The 19190-nt window shown below is 62.9% G+C and carries 13 protein-coding genes; 6 read left to right on the top strand and 7 right to left on the bottom strand.

Annotated elements, in window-relative coordinates:
- Positions 1–230: 230 nt before the first annotated feature.
- From F1735_RS19585 to F1735_RS19610, 6 genes are all read right to left on the bottom strand, one after another.
- Entirely contained in the window at positions 231–1694 is a 1464-nt protein-coding gene (locus F1735_RS19585) for a glutamate synthase subunit beta (protein WP_167238503.1), read from the bottom strand.
- Between the two features lie 55 nt (positions 1695–1749).
- Positions 1750–6498, bottom strand: a complete 4749-nt coding sequence (locus F1735_RS19590; RefSeq protein ID WP_167238504.1) for a glutamate synthase-related protein — start codon at positions 6496–6498, stop codon at positions 1750–1752.
- A 225-nt stretch (positions 6499–6723) separates the two neighbouring features.
- Entirely contained in the window at positions 6724–7425 is a 702-nt protein-coding gene (locus F1735_RS19595; protein ID WP_167238505.1) for a transposase, read from the bottom strand.
- Positions 7426–7620: 195 nt separating this feature from the next.
- Complete coding sequence (locus tag F1735_RS19600) at positions 7621–8304, bottom strand: response regulator transcription factor (RefSeq protein WP_167238506.1); 684 nt, start codon at positions 8302–8304, stop codon at positions 7621–7623.
- Positions 8305–8348: 44 nt separating this feature from the next.
- Positions 8349–9536, bottom strand: coding sequence for a PAS domain-containing sensor histidine kinase (locus F1735_RS19605; RefSeq protein WP_167238507.1), 1188 nt, complete (start codon positions 9534–9536; stop codon positions 8349–8351).
- Positions 9537–9623: 87 nt separating this feature from the next.
- Positions 9624–12734, bottom strand: a complete 3111-nt coding sequence (locus F1735_RS19610; protein ID WP_167238508.1) for a DEAD/DEAH box helicase — start codon at positions 12732–12734, stop codon at positions 9624–9626.
- 299 nt (positions 12735–13033) lie between these two features.
- Between F1735_RS19610 and F1735_RS19615 the strand changes: the two genes are divergently transcribed.
- The gene (locus tag F1735_RS19615) at positions 13034–13504 is read left to right on the top strand and encodes a YegJ family protein (protein WP_167238509.1); all 471 of its coding nucleotides are present in this window, start codon (positions 13034–13036) and stop codon (positions 13502–13504) included.
- The gene (locus tag F1735_RS19620; protein WP_167238510.1) at positions 13488–14057 is read left to right on the top strand and encodes a MolR family transcriptional regulator; all 570 of its coding nucleotides are present in this window, start codon (positions 13488–13490) and stop codon (positions 14055–14057) included. Before F1735_RS19615 ends, F1735_RS19620 begins: the two co-directional genes overlap by 17 nt.
- A 44-nt stretch (positions 14058–14101) precedes the next feature.
- Here F1735_RS19620 and F1735_RS19625 read toward each other — a convergent pair whose 3' ends face one another.
- A complete protein-coding gene (locus tag F1735_RS19625; RefSeq protein ID WP_167238511.1) occupies positions 14102–15106 on the bottom strand; it encodes a serine hydrolase domain-containing protein in 1005 nt (334 codons plus the stop codon).
- Between the two features lie 160 nt (positions 15107–15266).
- On the opposite strand from F1735_RS19625, the gene F1735_RS19630 reads away from it, so the two are divergent.
- The 4 genes from F1735_RS19630 to F1735_RS19645 all read left to right on the top strand — a co-directional run bounded on the left by F1735_RS19630 (position 15267) and on the right by F1735_RS19645 (position 19127).
- Positions 15267–17618, top strand: coding sequence for a Tex family protein (locus tag F1735_RS19630; protein WP_167238512.1), 2352 nt, complete (start codon positions 15267–15269; stop codon positions 17616–17618).
- 7 nt (positions 17619–17625) lie between these two features.
- On the top strand, positions 17626–18084 hold the full coding sequence (locus tag F1735_RS19635) for a GNAT family N-acetyltransferase (protein WP_167238513.1): 459 nt from the start codon (positions 17626–17628) through the stop codon (positions 18082–18084).
- A gap of 133 nt (positions 18085–18217) precedes the next feature.
- The gene (gene grxD, locus F1735_RS19640; protein ID WP_167238514.1) at positions 18218–18529 is read left to right on the top strand and encodes a Grx4 family monothiol glutaredoxin; all 312 of its coding nucleotides are present in this window, start codon (positions 18218–18220) and stop codon (positions 18527–18529) included.
- On the top strand, positions 18522–19127 hold the full coding sequence (locus F1735_RS19645) for a UbiX family flavin prenyltransferase (protein WP_167238515.1): 606 nt from the start codon (positions 18522–18524) through the stop codon (positions 19125–19127). Before grxD ends, F1735_RS19645 begins: the two co-directional genes overlap by 8 nt.
- Positions 19128–19190 lie beyond the last annotated feature (63 nt).

Raw genomic sequence — 19190 nt, forward strand, 5'->3', positions numbered from 1 at the left:
TTTACATTACTTCATGCATACAAGGAAGGTGAAATAAGTCAAAAAAGAGACACTTCGCCAGGTGTCTCGCCAGGTGTCAGCCAGGTGTCAGGTCTGACATTCGGACACAGGCTCAACTGTAAAAATCGCATGGCGGTTTTCTAAAGCTGGGCTCGTGTCTGAATGTCAGACCTGGCACCGGTGGTTTAAAGCTGGGCTCGTGTCCGAATGTCAGACCTGGCACCGGTGGTTTAACGGGGGAGGACCGATTCGCCCATCAGGAATTCGTCAACGGCGCGGGCACATTGGCGGCCTTCGCGGATCGCCCATACCACCAGCGATTGTCCACGGCGCATGTCGCCCGCCACGAACACCTTCGGCACCGAGGTCGCGTAGCAGCCATCGCCATCGGTGGTGGCCTTGGCGTTGCCGCGCGCATCTTTTTCGACACCGAAGGCGTCCAGCACCTGTTGTACCGGCGAGACAAAACCCATGGCCAGCAGCACCAGGTCGGCCTTCATCTCGAATTCCGAATTCGGCACTTCGATCATCTTGCCGTCTTTCCACTCGACTCTGCAGGCGATCAGCTTCTCGACCTTGCCGCCCTTGCCTTCGAAACGCTTGGTGGCCACCGCCCAGTCGCGCTCGCATCCTTCTTCGTGCGAGGACGAGGTGCGCAGCTTGGTCGGCCAGTACGGCCACACCAGCGGCTTGTTTTCCTGCTCGGGCGGCTGTGGCATCAGTTCGAACTGGGCCACCGACGTGGCGCCGTGGCGGTTCGAGGTGCCCACGCAGTCGGAACCGGTATCGCCGCCACCGATCACGACCACGTTCTTGCCGCTGGCCTTGATCTGGTCCTTGAGCTTGTCGCCGGCGTTGACCTTGTTTTGCAGCGGCAGGAAATCCATGGCGAAATGCACGCCCTTGAGCTCGCGCCCGGGCACCGGCAAGTCGCGCGGTTGCTCGGCGCCGCCGGCCATGACGATGGCGTCGAAGTCGTTTGCCAGGTCTTCGGGGAAAATCGTTTCCTTGGCCCAGTTGTTGACCGAGGCCGGGAAGTCTTTGCCGACCAGCACGCTGGTGCGGAAGGTCACGCCTTCGGCTTCCATCTGCTTGACCCGCAAGTCGATGTGGGTCTTTTCCATCTTGAAGTCGGGAATGCCGTAGCGCAACAGGCCGCCGATGCGGTCGCTTTTCTCGAACACAGTGACGGCATGGCCGACGCGCGCCAGTTGTTGCGCCGCCGCCAGGCCGGCCGGACCGGAGCCGATGATCGCCACTTTCTTGCCGCTCAGTTTTTCCGGCGGCTGCGGCAGCACCCAGCCGTGCTCCCAGCCGGTATCGATGATCTTGTGCTCGATCGACTTGATGCCGACCGGGTCGTTGATGATGCCCAGGGTACAGGCCGACTCGCACGGCGCGGGACAGACGCGGCCGGTGAACTCGGGGAAGTTATTGGTCGAGTGCAGGTTGTCCAGCGCGGCGCGGTAGTTGCCGTGAAAGACCAGGTCGTTCCAGTCGGGGATGATGTTGTTGACGGGACAGCCGCTATTGCAGAAAGGGATGCCGCAATCCATGCAGCGCGCCGCCTGCACCTTCGCTTGCGGATCGCTCAGGTGCAGCACGAATTCCTTGTAGTTCTTGACCCGCGCCGCAGGTGCGAGATAGCCCTCGTCCTGACGCTTGAATTCCATGAAGCCGGTAATTTTACCCACGATGTTTTTCCTTGTGTTCTATGCGGCGGGCAACGCGGTGCCCGCCCGGGCTGTCTTAGGCAGCGATCTTGGCGACGGATTTTCCAACCGAATCGATCTTGTCGTTCGCTTCTTCCATGCTGCTGTTGTGCAGTTCTTCCAGCGCCCGTTTGTATTCGGTCGGGAAGACTTTGACGAACCTGGCGCGGCCGGTTGCCCAGTCGTCGAGCAGGTTGCGCGCGCGGGTCGAGCCCGTGTGCTTGAAGTGGCGTTCGATCAGGCGCTTGAGGATGGCTTCGTCCGATTCCGGGTTGCTGGCGCGGCTCTGGCTGTGCCAGCCGGCGCGGTCGCCCTGCTCCTTGGTGCTGAGCACGCGCTCCAGGTTGACCATGGCGGTGTTGCATTTCTTCTCGAAATCGCCCAGCGGATCGTAGACATACGCCACCCCGCCCGACATGCCCGCCGCAAAGTTGCGGCCCGTGGCGCCCAGCACCACGACCGTGCCGCCAGTCATGTATTCGCAGCCGTGATCGCCGCAGCCTTCGACAATCGCCGTGGCCCCGGAGTTGCGCACGGCGAAACGTTCGCCCGCCACGCCATTAAAGAAGGCTTCGCCGGCAATCGCACCGTACAGCACCGTGTTGCCGACGATGATGTTATCGACCGCCCAGCCGCGGAACTCGGTGTTCGGACGCACGATGATGCGCCCGCCCGAGAGGCCCTTGCCGACGTAATCGTTGCCCTCGCCCACCAGGTCGAGGGTGATGCCGGCGGCCAGGAAGGCGGCGGCCGACTGGCCGGCCGTGCCTTGCAGCTGGATGTGGATGGTGTCGTCCGGCAAACCGGCGTGGCCGTAGCGCTTGGCCACTTCGCCCGAGAGCATGGTGCCGACGGTGCGGTTGACGTTGCGCACCGGCGAGATAAAGGAGACGCGCTCGCCTTTTTCCAGGGCTGCCTTGGCTTGGGCGATGAGTTTGTGGTCGAGCGCTTTTTCCAGGCCGTGATCCTGCTCTTCGACCTGGCGCACCGCGCCGCCGGCCGGCACTTCCGGCTGGTAGAAAATGTTACTGAAGTCCAGGCCACGGGCTTTCCAGTGGCTGATGGCTTTCGATTTGTCGAGCAGGTCGACCCGGCCGATCAGTTCGTCGTAGCTGCGGATGCCGAGCTGGGCCATCAATTGACGCGCTTCTTCGGCCACGAAGAAGAAATAGTTCACCACATACTCGGGTTTGCCCGAGAACTTGGCGCGCAGGATCGGGTCCTGGGTCGCCACGCCGACCGGGCAAGTGTTCAGGTGGCATTTGCGCATCATGATGCAACCTTCGACCACCAGCGGGGCCGTGGCGAAACCGATCTCGTCGGCGCCGAGCATGGCGGCAATCACCACGTCGCGTCCGGTCTTCATCTGGCCATCGGCCTGTACGCGGATGCGGCTGCGCAAGCCATTCAAGACCAAGGTTTGCTGGGTTTCCGCCAGGCCCAACTCCCACGGCGTGCCGGCGTGCTTGACCGACGACAAGGGCGAGGCGCCCGTGCCGCCATCATGGCCGGCAACGACCACGTGATCGGCCTTGGCCTTGGTCACGCCGGCCGCGACCGTGCCGATGCCCACTTCCGAGACCAGCTTGACCGAGATCGAGGCGCGCGGATTGGCGTTTTTCAAGTCGTGAATCAATTGCGCCAGGTCTTCGATCGAATAGATATCGTGGTGCGGCGGCGGCGAAATGAGGCCCACGCCCGGCACCGAGAAGCGCAGGCTGGCGATGTATTCGGTCACTTTGTGGCCCGGCAGCTGGCCGCCCTCGCCCGGTTTGGCGCCCTGCGCCATCTTGATCTGGATCTGGTCGGCCGAGTTCAGGTACTCGGCGGTGACGCCGAAGCGGCCCGAGGCAACCTGCTTGATGCGCGAGCGCAGGGAATCGCCTTCCTGCAAAGGAATGTCCACAACCACGTTCTGCTCGCCGATGACGGAAGCCATCGTTTCGCCCTGCTTGATCTTGATGCCTTTCAATTCCTTGGTGTAGCGGAACGGATCTTCGCCGCCTTCGCCCGTGTTCGACTTGCCGCCGATGCGGTTCAGGGCGATGGCGAGGGTGGCGTGGGCTTCGGTGCTGATCGAGCCCATCGACATGGCGCCGGTGGCGAAACGCTTGACGATCTCCTTGGCCGGTTCGACTTCGTCGAGCGCAATGGCTTTGCTCGGATCGAGCTTGAACTCGAACAGGCCACGCAGTGTCAAATGACGACGGCTCTGGTCATTGATGATCTGCGCGTATTCCTTGTAGCTCGAAAAATTGTTGCTGCGGGTAGAGTGTTGCAGCTTGGCGATGGCGTCAGGCGTCCACATGTGTTCTTCGCCACGCACGCGGAAAGCGTATTCGCCGCCGGCGTCCAGGGCGTCCTCCAACAGCGGGTCGTTGCCGAAGGCCAGGTTGTGCAAGCGCAGCGCTTCCTCGGCCACTTCGAACACGCCGATGCCTTCGACATTCGACGAGGTGCCTTTGAAGTACTTGTCGACCAGCGACTTGTTCAGGCCGATGACTTCGAAAATCTGCGCGCCGCAGTACGACATATAGGTCGAGATGCCCATTTTGGACATCACCTTCATCAAGCCCTTGCCGACGGCCTTGGTGTAGTTATAGATGGCAGTGTCGCCGGACATCTCGCCGCTCATGCCCTGGGCCAGTTCGATCAGGGTTTCCATGGCCAGGTAGGGGTGGACGGCTTCGGCGCCGTAGCCGGCCAGCAGGGCGAAGTGGTGGGTTTCGCGGGCCGAGCCGGTTTCCACGACCAGGCCGGTGGAGGCGCGCAGGCCGCGCGCCACCAGGTGCTGGTGGACGGTGGAGGTGGCCAGCAGGGCTGGAATGGCAACCTGTTCGGCCGACACGGCGCGGTCGGAAACGATCAGGATGTTGTGGCCGGACTTGACCGCGTCCACCGCTTCGGCGCACAGCGAGGCGAGCGAGGCTTCGATGCCTTCCTTGCCCCAGGCGACCGGGTAGCAAATGTTCAGTTCGTACGACTTGAACTTGCCGCCGGTGTGGGCGCTGATATTGCGCAGGCGCGCCATGTCGTCGAAGCCGAGCACCGGCTGCGACACTTCAAGGCGCATCGGCGGATTGACGTTGTTGGTGTCCAGCAAATTCGGCTTGGGACCGATGAAGGAGACCAGCGACATGACCATCGCTTCGCGGATCGGGTCGATCGGCGGGTTGGTCACTTGCGCGAACAGTTGCTTGAAATAGTTGTACAGGGGCTTGAGCTTGTTGGACATGACCGCCAGCGGCGAATCGTTGCCCATCGAACCGGTGGCTTCTTCGCCGAGCACGGCCATCGGGGCCATCAGGAATTTCAAGTCTTCCTGGGTGTAGCCGAAGGCTTGCTGGCGGTCGAGCACCGACGCCGGGGTTTTTTCGCCCTGGGCCGAGGCGCCGTCCTTGGCGCGGTTGTGGCCAAGCTGGCTTTCCTTGAGCTTGATTTCGTTCAGCTTGATGCGCACCGAGTTGATCCATGCCTTGTACGGCTTGGCGTTGGCGTAGGTGTCTTTCAATTCCTTGTCGTCGATGATGCGGCCCGCTTCCAGGTCGATCAGGAACATCTTGCCCGGCTGCAGGCGCCATTTCTGGATGATTTTCGATTCCGGAATCGGCAGCACGCCCGATTCGGAGGCCATCACGACCAGATCGTCGTCGGTGACGATGTAGCGCGCCGGACGCAAGCCGTTGCGGTCCAGGGTGCCGCCGATGTGGCGCCCGTCGGTAAACGCCATGGCGGCCGGGCCGTCCCACGGTTCCATCATGGCGGCATGGTATTCGTAGAAAGCGCGGCGGTTGTCGTCCATCATGGTGTGATTTTCCCAGGCTTCCGGGATCATCATCATCATGGCCTGGGCGATCGGGTAGCCGGCCATGATCAGCAGTTCGAGGGCGTTGTCGAAGCAGGCGGTGTCGGACTGGCCTTCATAGATCAGCGGGAACAGCTTTTGCAGGTCCTCGCCCAGCACGGCCGACTTCATCACGCCTTCGCGCGCGCGCATCCAGTTGAAGTTGCCTTTGACGGTGTTGATTTCGCCGTTGTGGGCGATCAGGCGGTACGGGTGGGCCAGCGGCCATTCCGGGAACGTATTGGTCGAAAAACGCTGATGCACCAGCGCCAGCGCCGAGATGCAGCGCGGATCTTGCAGGTCCTTGTAATAGACGCCGACCTGGTCGGCCAGCAGCAAGCCTTTATAGACGATGGTGCGGGCCGACATCGATGGCACGAAAAATTCTTTGCCGTGCAGCAGTTTGAGGGCCTGGATCGCGTGCCCGGACGACTTGCGGATCACGTACAGCTTTCGTTCGAGCGCGTCGGTGACCATGATGTCCGGGCCGCGGCCGATGAAAATCTGGCGGATCACCGGTTCCTTGCCGCGCACGGTCGGCGACATGGGCATGGTGTCGTCCAGCGGCACGTTGCGCCAGCCGAGCACGACCTGGCCTTCGATGCGCACGGCGCGCTCAATTTCTTGCTCGCAGGCGATGCGGGAAGCATTTTCTTTCGGCAGGAACACCATGCCGACGCCGTATTCGCCCGGCGGAGGCAGTTCCACGCCCTGCTTCGCCATTTCATCGCGGAAATATTGGTCCGGGATCTGGATCAGGATGCCGGCGCCGTCGCCCATCAGCTTGTCGGCGCCGACAGCGCCCCGGTGATCGAGGTTCTTCAGGATCAAGAGGCCCTGCTCGATGATGGAGTGGCTCTTGTTGCCCTTGATATGGGCGATGAAACCGACGCCGCAGGCATCGTGTTCATTGGACGGATCGTACATTCCTTGGGCAATCATGCGCATTCTCCACAGCTTTTTAAAATCGAACACCAACATTAGTGCAATGCAGCAGAATGGGCAAGCAAATTAATTAGGGTCAGAGTCGCATTAATTTGCCTGGCGTCGCTCGGAAAATTAAATAGGGACATAGTGAACCGATTTTCAGCTTGATGCTGTTCGGCTAGCTGGAAAAGGGATTTTGGCGGGTTTTGACGGCCGAAAAAAAACGCCCGGCGGGCGTTTTCAGGGGGCGGGGGCCTTGATTTTGAACGGCCTGCCGCGCTTGGCGGGTAGTACCTGGCGTTTGGCACGGTGTTGCAATTCTGTCTTAAAGGCATCGGAACCGAGTGGCCAGCCCTTGAGCACGGCGGCGTCGATCTGGTCGAGCTGCTCGTGCGTCAGGGCTGGCCGGCTCAGTTCGATGTAAGCGGCTTCGCGCTGGAAGGGGGTGTTTCCCAGCGCCCAGTACAGGGCGTGGTCGGTGATGACGTTGTCGGGCTGGGCGCCGGCGTGGTGCGCGTAGCTCGACCACGGGTAGTCCAGGGGATCGGCAACGAGCTCGTTGCGCACCGGATTGTGTTCTATATAGCGGCTGCACAGCAGGAAGTAGGCGGCGGCGTCGATCAGGGCCGTTTTGAAGCGGCCCTGGAACAGGCTGCCGCTGCGGCCGTACTTGGCGTTGAACCAGGGCACATAGTAACGGCCGACGCGCTGCATGGTCTGGGCCAGGCCTTCCACGGTCGAGGGCGATGCCAGCAGGTGCAGGTGCTTGGGCATCAGCACGTAGGCGTGGATGGCGACCTTGAATTCCTTGGCGCTGTCTTTCAGCCAGCCGAGGAAACGCTGGTAATCTTCCGCTTCGCGGAAAATCAGCTGGCGGTCGTTACCGTGCTGGATGATGTGATGCGGCTGGTGGGGGAGGACGAGACGGGGAAGGCGGGCCATGGCAGTATGAGAAACGAGGGGATCACGCCATTTTACTGAATCGGCCTGGCCCTGTCCCTCATTAAATGCAGACCCATGCTCAGACCACATGACTGTGTCCCTATTTTCGATGCATGCTTGGCCTAAGGCCTTGCCCAGGCCCGCTTGCTATTGGCGAACAGCCGGGTAGCGTGCGCCGCGCCGCAATGTAACCGGTTACGCGAGTGTGAAACCGGCGGACAGGCTGTAGCCTTCGCCGTAGGCGCTGCGCAGCGGCAAGTCCTGGCCGAGGCCGGAGCGGGCTTTCTTGCGCAGGCGGTACACCAGCATGTCGACGCGGCGGCTGGCGTCCGGGTCGTCGCCACCCATGCCGGCCACGATCACCTGGCGCGGCACCGGACGGGTGTTGAGCGTGAGCAGGTGCAGGAAGTTGCACTCTTTTTCAGTCAGGTCGATCACCGCGCCCATCAGTTCGAGCTGGCGCGCACTGACGCGCAAGGTCCACTTGCTCGGCAGCTGGGCCGCCGGCTCGGGCGGACGCACGCGCCGGTCGAGCGCCTCGATATGGGCAGCGAGTTCCGGAAACTTGATCGGCTTGGTCAGGTAATGATCGGCGCCCAGGCGCAAGCCCAGAATGCGGTTGTCGAACGCGACTCGTCCGGTCAGCACCAGCAGGCCGATTTCGGGATACAGCTGGCGCATGCGCGGAATCACATTGAAACCGTCTTCGTCGGGCAAGCCGAGGTCGAGCACGACCACGGCGGTCGGGGTCTTGGTCAGGGCCGCCCACATCTCGGCGGCGGTGGTCGCAATCATTACTTCATGCTTGAGTTCGGTCAGAAACTCCGCCATATCGCCGGCATAGTCGCCGTTGTCCTCAACAATCAATATGTGCGTCATGGGTTGGCCATTTTCTTCATTTCATTACCCCGTGCGTAGTTTCCCTACTTGCGCGCGGTGCCTTCCCTAGTGTGTTGATTACCGGAATTATCACTGCTGCTACCTTCTGGCGCAACTCTTTTCCCCGCCGCACGTTGCGCGGGGAGCCAGATTTTGAACACCGGGCCCGACAATGGCACGTTTTGCACATCGATCGTGCCTCCATGCACCTCGATCACGGAACGCGCCATATACAAGCCTAAGCCGGAGCCCGTGCCCACGGCATTACTTCCACGACAACCCTTGCCGAAAATCATGGCCATTTCGGCTGGCGGCACGCCCTGTCCCTGGTCGCGCACGGACAGCTCGATGCCATCGGCCGTGGCGTACCCGGCCAGGATGATGGCGTGCCCCGGCGGCGAATATTGCAGTGCGTTATCCACCAGCACTTTCAACGCCAGGCGCAAGGCGTTCGGCTGGGCGCGGATCAGGGGCGGCAAGCCGCTCGATTCGATGCGCGCGCTGCCCCCTGCCGCGCTGACCTGGGCCGCCGCTTCCTGCAACAGCAGCTCGGGCGCGACGGTGTCGGGCTGGCGCGCGCTGCCGATCTCGTCCATGCGGTCGGGCGACAGGTACTGGTCGAGCATGCCGATCAGCCGGTCCACCGCCGCCTGGATCTTGCGATAACGCTGGCGGGTCGGCTCGTCGGCCTGCGTTGCGGTCGCCTCCAGGCGCTGGATGGCGCCGTCGATGGTCGACAAGGGCGTGCGGAATTCATGGTTCAGCATGCTCGCAAAGCGGCGCTGTTCCTCGGCCCGCGCGCGTGCGGCACTGGCGTCGATCAGCACGCCGACCAGCGCGCATGGCTTGCCGCTGGCGTCGGTCAGCAAGGTCGAGCGCACCTCGAGCGGGACCGTGCTGCCATCCGGACGCAGCTGCTCGACATGGCGCAGCAGCTCGCGCCGGCTCTGGTCGCCGGCGTTGAAGCGGGCGAGACGCTGCGGCAAGCCCGCGCACAAGGCGGCCAGCGGCGACTCGGCTTGCTGGCTGGACAGTTGCTTGATGAAATCCGCAGCCTCGTAGCCGAGCAAGTCACGCACCGATGGGCTGATATAGGACAAGGTAGCGGACGCGCAATCGACGATCCAGGCCACATCGCCGCGCAACTCGGCGATGGCGCGAAACTGTTCCACGAGCATGTTGTCGCTGGACCGCACCGGCCCTTGGCTTGCCTCGCTGGCATGACCGTTCATGAAACACTTTCTTTAGCTATTCAACATCACACTCCGCTAGTATATCGCCAACATTGCAGCAAGTATATGAATACACATGGGAGGCGCTTATTCGTCCAGCGGCGCAAAAATGGCTTGCAGGTCTTCTTGCGTCAGGCTCATTTTGTGCGACTCGCCTTCGGCCAGGATCGACTGCGCCAGGTCGGATTTCTTTTGTTGCAGCAACTGGATTTTTTCCTCCAGGGTGCCCTTGGCGATCAGCTTGTACACGAATACCGGCTTGTCCTGCCCGATGCGCCAGGCGCGGTCGGTGGCCTGGTTTTCGGCGGCCGGATTCCACCACGGATCGTAGTGGATCACGGTATCGGCCGCGGTCAGGTTCAGGCCGACGCCGCCCGCTTTCAGGCTGATCAGGAAGATCGGCACCGCCCCCTGCTGGAAGGCGGCGACCTGGGCCGCGCGATCCTTGGTGTCGCCAGTCAGCAAGGCGTACGGGATGCGGCGCGCGTTGAGCTCTTCCTCGATCAGCGCCAGCATGCTGGTAAATTGCGAGAACACCAGGATCTTGCGCCCTTCTTCGAGCAAATCGTCGACCATTTGCATCAGGTCGATCAGCTTGGCGGAACCGCTGTCCTTCTTCTTGGCCGGCAAGGCCTTCACCAGGCGCGGGTCGCAACAGACCTGGCGCAGCTTGAGCAAGGCTTCCAGGATGACGATCTGGCTGCGCGCCACACCTTTTTTGTCGATCTCGTCGCGCACTTTCTTGTCCATCGCCAAGCGCACGGTTTCGTACAGGTCGCGCTGGGCGCCCGACAATTCCACCTTGCGCACCATTTCGGTCTTCGGCGGCAGTTCTTTGGCGACATTGTCCTTGGTACGGCGCAGCAGGAAAGGCCGGATCCGGCGGTTCAGCAGCGCGCGCCGCAGCGGGTCGTCCTGGCGCTCGATCGGGTGGCGGAACTGGTTGTTGAAGGTTTTTTCATCGCCCAGCAAGCCCGGCAGCAGGAAATGGAATTGCGACCACAGCTCGCCCAGGTGGTTTTCGAGCGGCGTGCCGGTCAGGCACAGGCGGTGGCGCGACTTGAGCAGGCCGGCGCTCTGGGCCGCCTTGGAGCGGTTGTTCTTGATGTAGTGCGACTCGTCGAGGATGACGAGGTGGAACTCATGCTCGCGCAACTTTTCTTCATCGCGCGGCAACAGGGCGTAAGTGGTCAGGACCAGGTCGACTTTCTCGATCTTGTCGAACTGTTCCAGGCGCTCCTTGCCTTGCAGCAGCAGAACGCGCAGGTCGGGCGCGAAACGGGCCGCCTCGTCCTGCCAGTTGGTCATCAGGCTGGTGGGCGCGATGACCAGCGCCGGATGGGTCAGGCGGCCGGCTTCTTTTTCGATCAGGATGTGGGCCAGGGTTTGCACGGTCTTGCCCAGACCCATGTCATCGGCCAGGATGCCGGCCAGGTCGTACTCGCGCAAAAATTGCATCCACGCCAGGCCATCTGCCTGGTAGTCGCGCAAGGTGGCCTGCAGCCCTGCCGGGGGCGCCACTTTTTGCACCGAACCGAACAAGCTCAGCTTGCGGCCGGTTTCGCGCAACTGCTCGCCGCCGAACCAGCGCAACGCGGTTCCGCGCGCCAGTTCTTCGAGACGGCCCGCATCCAGGGTCGAGAGCCTGACCTTGGCTTTGATCTTGTCGCTGAAGTAAAGTTCACCGAGCGTGTTGAGAATCGGCTTCAAGCGCCCCCAGGGCAGCGCCACGCGCAGGCCGTCCGGCAAGGTGGCCAGCATCTGGTCGGCGTCGGCGTGGGCGGCCAGCACCTCGGGATCGAAGTCGCTCGGCGCGCTGCGGATCAGTTGCACCAGCACCGGCAAGAGCGGCACTCTTTTCTGGTTGACCACGATGCCCAGCTCCAGCTCGAACCAGGCATTGCCCGCTTCGACCGGCTCGTCGATCTCGGCGTACCAGTCTTCGACGGCGACGACATCGTAGCGGTATTTGTTGGATTTCTGCACATGCCAGCCAGCGTCGACCAGGCCGGCCAGGTCGCCTGCGGCAAACCGCAGCCAGTGCGCCTGGCTTTCCAGTTGCCGGGCGCCGGCCAGGGCATTGAGCGGCGGCGTGCCGGGCTTGCGGAAACCGAGGGCGGTCAGTTCTTCCAGTGCGGCGGCCTCGGCCGCACTATCGCGGGCGATGACTTCGGTCACCTCGCCCACCTGGCGCACCACGCGCTGGGCCGGGTCGAAGGCCACGCGCTCGCCGTCGTAGTCGAACGAGAGCACGGCGTAATCGTGCCAGCGCTGGTGCGCGCCATCGGCCAGCGGCACGCTGTCGAGCAGCAAGTGCGGACGCGGCTTGACGTCGTCGCGCAGGCGCTGGGTCAGCGGCTGCGGCAGGGGCATGAGTTGCTGCAAGCCGTGGGCCAGCAACAGTTGCGACACCCGCTTCTTATCGTTGCCGCTCAGGGCCGGGGCTTGCGCCACCAGCGCCTGCAAGTCGGCCAGGGAAATGTCGACCCCGCCCCGGTTGAGCGCCAGCGCGCCGCAGGACAGGTTGTCGATGTACCACGGCGGATCGGTCGGCAGCATGTAGTCGATCTGGTCGGCGGCGGTATGGGTCGCGCCGCTGGCGGGCTGGACTTGCCAGCCGAGGCGCGCGCTGCGGCCTTCCTCGCGCCAGACCAGGTTGGCTTCGCGCACGGGGCCGGCCTGCAATGGGTAGATCAGGCCGTTGGCCATGTCGGCCCAGGAATTCGCCCACAGCAGCTTGTCTTGTTCCAGCAACATTTGCAGCAGGATGGCGCCGACCTTGCCTTTCGGCTCGGTCGCGCTGCCGCCCTGGGAGGCGGCGCCGCTGCGCATGGCGATGAAGAAACGCACCAGGTCTTCATCGTCGCCTTCCAGGTAGGCGGGCGGGGCCGAGAGCAGGGAAAACACTTCGCTGACCGGGCTGGCGGCGGCCACTTCGCCGTTCGGGCGCAGGCGTGCCTTGCACAGGCACAGGGCCACGTGGCGCCCGCCGCTGGTCGGCGCCAGCACATAGACGAACTTGTACTGGGCGACTTTGGGATCCTTGACCTCCAGGTCGAGCTTGGGCTGCGGGTGGGCGGCGGCCTCGACCCGTTGCAGCCAGCTGGCGATCGGCGCCGGCAGGGCCGACGCCGGGGTAGCGTGCGGCGCAGCGGTGGCAGGGCGTCCTTCGCGGGGTTCGTCGCGCGTTAAATCCATCGTGTGCATGTGTTCTGTAAGGGCAATATCGAAGACGATAACACCCGATATTATCCGACATAAAGACGCTTGTGTTCTGTTCTCTTTCGCACGCAGGGATGGGTTGATGCGCGCTCAGGGGGCGTGCCACGGCATTCATGCGGCAAGGGTAAGCGCGGGTGCAAAAATGCATCGCCGCATTCCCGATACCGATACCGCCATGACTCGAATATTGCTATTTATTTACAATGTAGATAATATGGCAACCTTCGAGTCGCACGGTGATCGTCGCCGCACTCGCCCCCCCTCCTGGAGAAATCATGAAACTGTCCGCCGTCCTCGCCCTGCTGCTGTTTACCGCCACCGCCAATGCCCAGATCGGCGACCGTGCGGTCATGATCGCCAATGAAAACAAAGACATGGCGGCCGCGATCGTCAAGGCGCAAGGCTCGCTCGATTCCTTTCTCGCCATTTATGCCAAACCACCCAAAGGCGCGGATCTGTTTCGCCTCAAGGTAAAAGTCACCGACAAGAACGGCAGCGAGCATTTCTGGGTCATGCCATTCAAGCAGACCAAGACTGGCTTTACCGGCACCATCGCCAACGACCCGGATATCGTCGAGAGCGTCGAAAACGGCGATGAAATCACCTTCAAGCGCGCCGATATTTCAGATTGGGGCTACGTCCAGAACGGCAAGCAAAAAGGCAGCTTCACCGTCTGCGCCATGTTCAAGTCGATGCCGGCGCAAGAGGTCAAGCAATATCGCGAACAACATGGCTTCGAATGCTGAGATGACGCAGTATTACTTCGATCATGACGAGGGCATGAACCGGGACAATTGCCATCCGCGCTATGCGAAATTGGCCCCTGACGATTTTTACTACGACGGGTGCAACGATTTCAGTCCATTCGGTAGCGACGCCGGCCACGATACCCTGTCCGCGCTGCAGGATTGGTACCAGCACGGCGGGCGCAATCGCGAGATCGCCTCGTTCGTGCGCGGCTTGTTTGAGGAATGGGATTATCCGGTTCCTGACAATATCTGGCGCGCCGAACCCGCCGAGATCGAACCGTGGCTGGCGCTGGAACCGGTCAATGAGTGTTTCCTGACCGATGAATGGCGGGTCAGGGTGGCTGCGGCCTTCGGCCAGTTGCGCATCAGCGGCGAGATTGAGCCCGGCATGCTCGACGAAGCCTTGCTCGCCCTGCGTTGTCAATGTTGGTACAACGAGCGCGCGCGTGTCGTCAATCCGGAGTGGGAATATGCCGACATTGAGAAAGAACATTTGCTTGCCATGCAGGCGGTGCTGGAACAGGTGTACGCCGGCGCCGCCAAGCGTTAAACGACACAGGGCGCCCGATGGCGCAGCGCCAGCCGGCCGCGATGTCAAGCCAGCGCCGCCAGCATCCGTTCCCTATCCGGTTCGGCGCTGTCGCAATTGGCCAGGAAGATCACCGACAGGCGCCGCGCCGGCAGCCGCATCAGCAGGGTATGAAATCCCCATAAGCCGCCACTGTGAAACACCACGGCGGCGCCATTGCGCTCGATGATCTCCAGCCCGAAACGGTAAGGCAGCACCGTGCCATCGGCCAGCGCCGATGGCTGCAGCATCGCCTGCAACAGACTCCCGCTATCGTCCCACTGGCGATGCCATGCGCGTTCCCACAGCACCAGTTCATCGGTGCTGGCATACACGCCGCCATCGCCCACTGTATTGGCATTGCCCAGATGCTGTTTGAATCCGCGCGGGCGCGCCGCATCGGCCTCATAACTGAGCACGCGCTGCATGATGATATTGCTGCGGTCATCGTCAAAGCCCATGCGCTCGATACCGAGTGGCTGGAACAAGGTCTCGCGTGCGAAGCGCGCCGCGGACAAGCCGCTCAGGCGCTCGATCAGTGCCGCCAGCAGGATATAGTTACTGTTGCTGTAACCATGTTGTGTACCGGTCGGAAAAGCAAGCGACTCAAACCCGGCGATCATTTTCAGAATCAAGGCATTGTTGAAATAATCGGCTTCGTGCCGTCCCAGCTGGCACTGCAAGAACTGAAAATAATCGGGAATGCCGCTTGTGTGATTGAGCAGCGAGCGCAGGGGAAACGCCTGTTCCAGGCGCGCCAGTTCCGGCAAGTGGATGCACACATCGTCATCGAGGCCGATCCGCCCGGCGCGCACCAGCGCCAGCATGCACGCCGCCGTAAACTGCTTCGATTCCGACGCCAGATAATAGGCCGACTTTCCCGACAGCGGCACCGCCAGTTCCAGCGACGCCATGCCATGATGCAGCTCGCATGCCAGCGCATTATCCTGCAGCACAACGGCACTGAAACCCGGCCCGTCGGCCGGTAATGTCGATTGAAGTTCGAGAAAATACTGGCGCAATTTTTCCATGGTTTTTTTATGCTAATCAACAGGACCGAGGCAATGTACACTGTCCCCTTTTAAACAGCCAGGACGGCGCTCGCCCTGCACACCGTCCAGGCACTGTCAAGACTGGCGCATTCGCCGCGATTGCGTATCATTGCCTGCTTGACCCATCAGGATGTTCCCCATGCTCCCAACTATCGAACAACGTCTCGCCATTGAACTTGTCGCCAAGCCTGTCCAGGTTGCCGCCGCCATTGCCCTGCTCGACGAGGGCGCCACCGTTCCCTTTATCGCGCGTTACCGCAAGGAAGCAACTGGCGGACTGGACGATATCCAGTTGCGCCTGCTGGAAGAGCGCCTGCGCTACCTGCGCGAGCTGGAAGACCGGCGCGCCGCGATCATCTCCTCGATCACCGAACAAAACAAGATGACGCCGGCCCTGCTCGACGCCGTCACCCACGCCGAAGACAAGACGCGCCTGGAAGACCTGTACCTGCCGTACAAGCAGAAACGCCGCACCAAGGCGCAGATCGCGATCGAGGCGGGCCTGGCGCCCCTGGCAGAAGGCTTGCTGGGCGACCCGACCATCGCCCCCGAAGAAGAAGCGGCCAAGTACCTGCGCGAAGCGTTCACCAGCGACGACGGCAACAACCCCGGCGTGGCCGACACCAAGGCCGCGCTGGACGGCGCGCGCCAGATCCTGATGGAGCGCTTCGCCGAAGACGCGACCTTGTTGCAGTCGCTGCGCGAATACGTGCAGGAACACGGCATCGTCGAATCGAAGGTGGTCGAGGGCAAGCAGGATGAAGGCGAAAAATTCGCCGATTACTTCGACTATTCCGAAACCATATCGACGGTCCCGTCGCACCGCGCGCTGGCCCTGTTGCGCGGGCGCCGCGAAGGCATTCTCGACGTCGTCCTGCGGCTCGACACCGAAGCCGAAAAACCGAAGTGGGACGCGCCGCACAACCCGTGCGAAGGCCGCATCGCCGCGCGCTTCGGCATCAAGCACCAGGGCCGCCCGGCCGACAAATGGCTGGCCGACACGGCGCGCTGGACCTGGCGCGTGAAGAGCTTCATGCACTTGGAGACGGAGCTGATGGGCGCCCTGCGCGAACGCGCCGAACTCGATGCCATCAACGTGTTCGCCTTGAACCTGAAAGCGCTGCTGCTGGCCGCGCCGGCCGGACCGCGCGCCACCATGGGCCTGGACCCCGGCCTGCGCACCGGCGTGAAGGTGGCCGTGGTCGACGCCACCGGCAAGGTGGTCGACACCGCCGTCATCTATCCGCACCAGCCAAGGAACGACTGGGACGGCTCGCTGCACGTGCTCGGCGCGCTGGCCGCGAAACACAATGTGTCCCTGATCTCGATCGGCAACGGCACCGCCTCGCGCGAAACCGACAAGCTGGCGCAGGACCTGATCAAGCAGCGCGCGGAACTCAAGCTGACCAAGATCGTGGTGTCGGAAGCCGGTGCGTCGGTGTACTCGGCCTCCGAATTCGCCTCGCGCGAACTGCCCGACATGGACGTGTCGCTGCGCGGCGCGGTGTCGATCGCGCGCCGCCTGCAAGATCCGCTGGCCGAACTGGTGAAGATCGATCCCAAGTCGATCGGCGTGGGCCAGTACCAGCACGATGTGAGCCAGACCCAGTTGGCGCGCTCGCTCGACGCCGTCGTCGAAGATTGCGTCAATGCGGTCGGGGTGGACGTCAACACCGCGTCGGCGCCGCTGCTGGCGCGCGTGTCCGGCTTGTCGTCGAGCGTGGCGCAGGCCATCGTCACCTACCGCGACCTGAAGGGCGCGTTTACCTCGCGCGCGGACCTGAAAGCGGTGCCGCGCCTGGGCGAGAAGACGTTTGAGCAGGCGGCGGGCTTTCTGCGCGTGATGGGCGGCGCCAATCCGCTCGACGCCTCGGCGGTACACCCGGAATCGTATCCGCTGGTCGAAAAGATCCTGGCCGATATCAAGAAGGAGATGAAGTCCGTCATCGGCGACGCCTCGCTTCTGAAGACGCTCAATCCGGCCAAATACGCGGATGAAAAATTCGGCGTGCCGACCATTACCGACATCCTCAAGGAGCTGGAAAAGCCGGGCCGCGATCCGCGTCCCGAGTTCACCACCGCGACCTTCAAGGAAGGCGTGGAAGAAATCCGCGACCTGCGCCCGGACATGATTCTGGAGGGCGTGGTCACCAACGTGGCGGCCTTCGGCGCGTTTGTCGACATCGGCGTGCATCAGGATGGACTGGTGCATATTTCGGCGCTGTCGAACACCTTCGTGAAGGACCCGCACACGGTGGTCAAGGCCGGCCAGGTGGTGCGCGTGAAGGTGCTGGAAGTGGACGAGAAGCGCAAGCGCATCGCCCTGACCATGCGCCTGACCGACAGCGCGCCGCAGGCCGGCTCCAAGCCCGAGCAGCGGGGCGACCGCAGCGACGGCAAGCGCCTGGCGCAGCACCAGCAGAAGCAGGAGCGGGCAGCGGCGCCGGCCGGAGGCAGCATGGCGGCGGCGTTCGCCAAGCTGCGCGGATAAGCGGCCCATGATCGCCATGAGCGCCTGCGATCCGGACAGCCTTGAGGCGCGGGTGCTGGTCGAGGAACTGTCGGCGGCGCTGGCGGCGCTCACCGGCGACAGCGGCAAGGCCTCGTTTTCGGCCGACGATGCGCGCATGGCGCGCTCGCTGTTCGTGCTGGCCAGGGGCGAGGCCGGGCAGTTGCTCGGCTGCGCGGCCTTGCGGCCGCTGGACGGGGATGTGGGCGAGCTCAAGCGCATGTTCGCGCGCCCCGGCGCCAGGGGCGCGGGCGCGGCCTTGCTGGCCCACGTGGAGCAGGCGGCGCACGGATTCGGCTACCGCGAACTGTGGCTGGAAACGCGCAAGGTCAATACGCGCGCGCTGGCGTTCTATGAAAAGCACGGCTACCGCGCGATTCCCAGCTACGGCAAGTATGTGGGGCGCGATGAGGCGGTTTGCCTGGGCAAATTGCTGGAGGCCGGTTAATCATCCCGACGCGGCCTCTCCGTCAAAGTAGCTATTCCCCCCTACTCCCAACGCCGCCAGACCCCAAACGTCCGTCCCCCGCCGTTTTCTTATAAAATGACGGTATCTAACCTATTTCCCACCGAGGCAAGCCATGAGCGACGTAAAAACCTGGATCAAAGACACCGTAACCGCCACCCCTGTGGTGCTGTTCATGAAGGGAACCGCCCAGTTCCCGCAATGCGGCTTTTCCGGCCGCGCCATCCAGATCCTGAAAGCCTGCGGCGTCGACAATATCGCCACCGTCAATGTGCTGGAAGATCCGGAAGTACGCCAGGGTATCAAGGACTATTCGAACTGGCCAACCATTCCCCAGCTCTACGTCAAGGGTGAATTCATCGGCGGCTCCGACATCATGAACGAGATGTTCGAGTCGGGCGAACTCAAAACCCTGCTCGATGCCTGATTCTCCCCCGCGGCGCCTGCTTGTCGCCATCACCGGCGCCACCGGCGCCGTGTATGGCGTGCGCCTGGTCCAGCAACTGGCCGCCACGCCGGGCATCGAGACGCATCTGATCGTCTCGGACGCCGCCGTCCTGACCCTGCACCAGGAACTGGGCATGCAGCGCCGCGAGGTCGAGGCGCTGGCCCATGTCGTCCACAAGAACCGCGATGTCGGCGCCTCGATCGCCAGCGGCTCGTTCCAGTCCGATGGCATGGTCATCGCCCCCTGCTCGATGAAAACCCTGGCCTCGGTGGCCCTGGGCCTGTCCGACAACCTGATCGCGCGCGCGGCCGACGTGGTGCTCAAGGAGCGCCGCCGGCTGGTGCTGATGGTGCGCGAAACGCCGTTCAACCTGGCGCACCTGCGCAATATGACGGCAGTGACGGAAATGGGGGGAGTGATCTTTCCACCGCTGCCGAGCTTTTATCACAAGCCCGAGAGCATCGACGCCATGGTCGATCATACGGTGGCGCGGGTCATGGACCTGTTTGGCGTGATGCACACGCTGGCGCCGCGCTGGGCCGGCATGAAGCCGGGGTCCGGCCTCAAGGACGCCTGAGACGCCCTGGCGCCCTGCTGCGCCGCTGTGTGCGCCGCTGTGTGCGCCGCTGTGTGCGTCAAC

Source organism: Massilia genomosp. 1 (assembly GCF_011682185.1).
GTDB lineage: Bacteria > Pseudomonadota > Gammaproteobacteria > Burkholderiales > Burkholderiaceae_D > Telluria_A > Telluria_A rubra.

What these genes read in the sequence shown, in the direction of transcription:
- F1735_RS19590 (WP_167238504.1), bottom strand. Translation starts at nt 6,498, where the DNA reads ATGATTGCCCAAGGAATGTACGATCCGTCCAATGAACACGATGCCTGC.
- F1735_RS19595 (WP_167238505.1), bottom strand. Translation starts at nt 7,425, where the DNA reads ATGGCCCGCCTTCCCCGTCTCGTCCTCCCCCACCAGCCGCATCACATC.
- F1735_RS19600 (WP_167238506.1), bottom strand. Translation starts at nt 8,304, where the DNA reads ATGACGCACATATTGATTGTTGAGGACAACGGCGACTATGCCGGCGAT.
- F1735_RS19605 (WP_167238507.1), bottom strand. Translation starts at nt 9,536, where the DNA reads ATGAACGGTCATGCCAGCGAGGCAAGCCAAGGGCCGGTGCGGTCCAGC.
- F1735_RS19610 (WP_167238508.1), bottom strand. Translation starts at nt 12,734, where the DNA reads ATGGATTTAACGCGCGACGAACCCCGCGAAGGACGCCCTGCCACCGCT.
- F1735_RS19615 (WP_167238509.1), top strand. Translation starts at nt 13,034, where the DNA reads ATGAAACTGTCCGCCGTCCTCGCCCTGCTGCTGTTTACCGCCACCGCC.
- F1735_RS19620 (WP_167238510.1), top strand. Translation starts at nt 13,488, where the DNA reads ATGGCTTCGAATGCTGAGATGACGCAGTATTACTTCGATCATGACGAG.
- F1735_RS19625 (WP_167238511.1), bottom strand. Translation starts at nt 15,106, where the DNA reads ATGGAAAAATTGCGCCAGTATTTTCTCGAACTTCAATCGACATTACCG.
- F1735_RS19630 (WP_167238512.1), top strand. Translation starts at nt 15,267, where the DNA reads ATGCTCCCAACTATCGAACAACGTCTCGCCATTGAACTTGTCGCCAAG.
- F1735_RS19635 (WP_167238513.1), top strand. Translation starts at nt 17,626, where the DNA reads ATGATCGCCATGAGCGCCTGCGATCCGGACAGCCTTGAGGCGCGGGTG.
- grxD (WP_167238514.1), top strand. Translation starts at nt 18,218, where the DNA reads ATGAGCGACGTAAAAACCTGGATCAAAGACACCGTAACCGCCACCCCT.
- F1735_RS19645 (WP_167238515.1), top strand. Translation starts at nt 18,522, where the DNA reads ATGCCTGATTCTCCCCCGCGGCGCCTGCTTGTCGCCATCACCGGCGCC.